This window comes from Streptomyces sp. SID5785 (genome assembly GCF_009870065.1).
GTDB lineage: Bacteria > Actinomycetota > Actinomycetes > Streptomycetales > Streptomycetaceae > Streptomyces.
This window is the reverse complement of record NZ_WWIA01000078.1, coordinates 1-3,665: the sequence shown is the minus strand read 5'-3', so window position 1 is coordinate 3,665 and position 3,665 is coordinate 1. Positions and strand designations below refer to the sequence as shown.

The window sequence follows — 3,665 nt, the reverse complement described above, 5'->3', positions numbered from 1 at the left end:
ACCGGCAAGTGGGGCATCCGCGTCAACCGCGTCGAGATCAAGGCCATCGACCCGCCGAACACGATCAAGGAGGCGATGGAGAAGCAGATGCGGGCCGAGCGGGACAAGCGCGCGGCCATCCTGCACGCGGAAGGTGAGCGGCAGGCGAAGATCCTCACGGCGGAAGGGACCAAGCAGAAGGACATCCTGGAGGCGCAGGGCACGCAGCAGGCCATGATCCTCAGAGCGGACGGCGAGGCGAAGGCGGTCGAGCGGGTCTTCCAGGCCGTCCACCGCAACAACGCCGACCCGAAGATCCTCGCCTACAAGTACCTGGAGACCCTCCCCCACCTCGCGAAGAGCGACAACAACACCTTCTGGGTGATCCCGGGCGAGCTGACCGAGGCGGTGCGGGCCGTCACCGGCGCGTTCGGCGACCGGTCCACCATGGGGCTCCCGGCGGACGCGCAGCCGGCGAAGCCGGCCGCGGGCGAGGACGGCGACGCGCCTGCGGAGGCGGGCTCGACGCCGCAGATCGAGGCGGCGGCCCCGTCGCTGGACGCGGCCACCGCCGCCGACGAGGTGGCGCGGCAGGCGGCGTCGGTGGTGAGCGACGCGAAGGCGGAGGCCGAGGCGGCGCGCACGGGCCAGGTGCCGAACTGGGCGCCGCGGCCGGAGTCCGACGAGGCATGAGCCGCGCGTTCGCCCGCCCTTCGGATTCCGGCGGAGCGGCGTGGTGCCAGGTCGCGTAGGCGCCGGCGGCGAGGTCCTCAGGTCGTGTACGCGCCGGCGTCGATGTCCTCGACCAGCGTCGGTCCGGCGGGCTTCCACGACAGGAGCTGCCGGGTGAGGTCGCTGGTCGCCGTCATGGTCGAGGCGAAGAAGCCGCCGACGAAGCCGAAGTGCGCGGCGGCGTCCTCGGGCCGGACCGGGACGACCGGCAGGCCGAGGCTGCGCCCGATCGCCTCGGCGATCTCCTTCGTCGAGACCGCTTCCTCGGCGACGGCGTGCAGCCGGGACCCGGCGGGCGCCTGCTCGATGCCGAGCCGCATGAGCCGTGCGGCGTCCGTGCGGTGCACGGCGGACCACGCGGCGGAGCCGTCGCCGACATGGCCGGAGACGCCCTGCTTGCGCGCGGCCTCGGTCAGGAAGTTGACGAATCCCCAGTCGCCCCGGCCGTGCACGCTGGGTGCGAACCGGACGACGACGGAGCGCACGCCCTTGGCGGCGTAGTCGAGCGCCAGGTTCTCGCTGCCGCCGCGGTTCGAGTCCGGGCCGACCGCCGGTGACACGTCGGCCTCGGTGGCGGGTCGCCCCTCGACGAGGCGCGACAGGGCGGATGCGACCAGGAACGGCCGGTCGCTGCCGGTGAGAGCGTCGCCGAGCGCGGTGACCGCCGCACGCTCCGCCCGGTCGGACTCGGCCGGGTCGCTCCAGTCGTGTTTGTTGGCCAGGTGCAGGACCGCGTCGGCCTCGGTGGCGCCGCGGCGCAGTGCGGACAGGTCGTCCAGATCGCCGCGGAGCGCGGTGGCGCCCTTGGCCGCGAGGGTCCGCTCGGCCGCGTCGGACCGTGCCAGGCCGACGACCTGGTGTCCGGCCGTGAGGAGTTCGTCGACGACGGCCGATCCGATCCAGCCGGTTGCTCCGGTGACAAATGCACGCATGTGCGTGGCCTCCTTCTTCGTCCCCCGCGGGGGACGGTCAGGGTGATCGAGGTGATCGGGATCGAGGTGATCGGGATCAAGGCGCTCGGGGTGATCGGGTTGCACGGGAGCAGCGCACGTCGTGGTGCGCGCCCACCCCATTTCCGAGACACCGTGCACCGTAAAACTAACACATGCGGTACACCGTGTCTCGTTTAAGGTGAGGGCATGGTGGACGGAAGCGGCCGCGGGCGGCCTCGCAGTGAAAGCGCACGGGCCGCTGTGCTCCACGCGGTCGACGACCTGCTGGTGGAGGTCGGCTACGCGGCCCTGACCATGAAGGGCATCGCGGAGCGGGCCGGCGTGGGCCGGCAGACCGTCTACCGCTGGTGGTCGCACAAGGCGGAGATTCTCTACGAGGCGAGCGTCCTGGACGCACAGCACGAGCTGGCGGTGCGGCACAGCGGAGATGCGGGCAAGGACGTGGAGGCCTATCTCGGCGCCCTCGTCACGTTCCTGACGCGCTCTCACGCGGGGGCCGCGTACCGCGCTCTGATCGGGGAGGCGCAGCACGATCCGGAGGTGGCGGCCCTGCTCGGCTCCCGCGACGTCCTGAGCGACAGCGCCGCCGAGGTGGTGGAGGCAGCGCGGTCCGCGACCGCCGCGACCCTGTCCACCGAGCACGCGACGGCGCTGCTGATCGGCCCGCCCTTCTTCCAGGCCCTGACGGGCCGCACGGCGGAGCACATCGACACCAAGACCCTGGCGGAGCAGTTCCTGCACGCTCTGCGCGCGTCCTGACTCCGCCTGCACCGCCGTCGCCCGCAGCAACGGGCGTGCGCCGTAGGCTCGTAGGGCACGAAGGGAGGTGCCACGCGTGTCGAACCTCGCCGTACCGCTGTTCGACCCCTCGGCGGGACAGGGCGCCCGCCAGTTGGCCGAACTGGGCCTGGCGCTGCTCCTGTCGACGCTGATCGGCGCGGAGCGAGCGGTTCAGCAGAAGAGCGCCGGGCTGCGCACGCACACGCTGGTCGGCGTGGGCAGTGCGCTGTTCATGGAGGTGTCGCAGCACGGGTTCAACTCGGTTCTGGGGCTGGACGGCGTCTCCTTCGACCCGTCCCGCGTCGCCGCACAGGTCGTCTCCGGCATCGGGTTCATCGGCGGCGGCCTCATCTTCGTCCGCCGCGACGCGGTGCGCGGGCTGACCACGGCCGCGACGGTCTGGCTGACCTGTGCCATCGGGATGGCCTGCGGCGGCGGCCTGCCGATCCTCGCCGCGGCAGCCACCGCCTGCCACTTCGTGGTCGTCCGCGGCTACCCCCTGCTGACGCGGATGCTGCCCGCACTGGCCACCGAGCAGAGATCCGGCCTGCATCTGACGTACCACGTGGGCAGCAGCGTGCTCACCCATGTCCTGGAGGAGTGCACGGGCCGGGGCTTCCGCGTGCTCGACGTCCGCACCGACCGGACCGACTGGGACGAGCGCCCGGGCCGACGGCCCGGCACCGTGGCCGTCACGATGGAGATCGAGGGACCGGGCCAGGTGCCGGAACTCATCGGCGTACTGGGCGAGTTGGACGGAGTACTCGACGTGGCGACCCTGGACTCGGCCACCGGCGACGACTGACGCGGCCGGTCGCAGCCGTCCGCGGCCGGTCGGCACGGTGCCGCGGTCAGGGACGTTTCGCCCTGATCAGCGCCGGGAGCCTGCGGCGGAAACGCTCGGACGCGCCCGCGGGTCGCGGCGCGGGGTCGGCGTCCGGTTCTTCCGTCCGGGCGCGCGGTCGCCACCAGTGCGACCGGCGCGGATGCAGGGCCCGCCCCAGCCTGCGGCCGAGGACGAGGTAGCCGAGGAAGGCGCCTGCCGAGTTGAGGATCACGTCGTCGATGTCGAACGCCCGCCCGGCGACCAGGAAGCCCTGGGCGATCTCGACGGTGAGCATCACGAACCCGGTCATGAGCACGACCCGCACGAAGCCGCGGGTGCGGGGGAAGAGCACGGGCAGCAGGATGCCGAACGGCACGCCCAGGACCACGTTCCCG

At 72.6% G+C, this 3,665-nt stretch carries 5 protein-coding genes; 3 read left to right on the top strand and 2 right to left on the bottom strand.

The annotated features are described in order from the left end of the window. Positions 1-672 (top strand): SPFH domain-containing protein (locus tag GTW43_RS02540; protein ID WP_161299902.1); only part of this gene is annotated, 672 nt, incomplete at its 5' end. Positions 673-749: 77 nt separating this feature from the next. Here the strand turns inward: GTW43_RS02540 and GTW43_RS02535 are convergent. Beyond that, entirely contained in the window at positions 750-1,643 is an 894-nt protein-coding gene (locus GTW43_RS02535) for an SDR family oxidoreductase (RefSeq protein WP_161299901.1), read from the bottom strand. Positions 1,644-1,850: 207 nt separating this feature from the next. On the opposite strand from GTW43_RS02535, the gene GTW43_RS02530 reads away from it, so the two are divergent. Next, entirely contained in the window at positions 1,851-2,423 is a 573-nt protein-coding gene (locus GTW43_RS02530; RefSeq protein ID WP_161299900.1) for a TetR/AcrR family transcriptional regulator, read from the top strand. Between the two features lie 76 nt (positions 2,424-2,499). Continuing rightward, entirely contained in the window at positions 2,500-3,249 is a 750-nt protein-coding gene (locus tag GTW43_RS02525) for an MgtC/SapB family protein (protein WP_161299899.1), read from the top strand. A gap of 46 nt (positions 3,250-3,295) precedes the next feature. Here the strand turns inward: GTW43_RS02525 and GTW43_RS02520 are convergent. Further along, positions 3,296-3,665, bottom strand: a 370-nt coding sequence (locus GTW43_RS02520; RefSeq protein ID WP_161299898.1) for a VanZ family protein, incomplete at its 5' end; no start/stop codon positions are given.

Excerpts from the sequence above, each read along its gene's own strand:
- GTW43_RS02535 (WP_161299901.1), bottom strand. The coding sequence starts at position 1,643 with ATGCGTGCATTTGTCACCGGAGCAACCGGCTGGATCGGATCGGCCGTC.
- GTW43_RS02530 (WP_161299900.1), top strand. The coding sequence starts at position 1,851 with ATGGTGGACGGAAGCGGCCGCGGGCGGCCTCGCAGTGAAAGCGCACGG.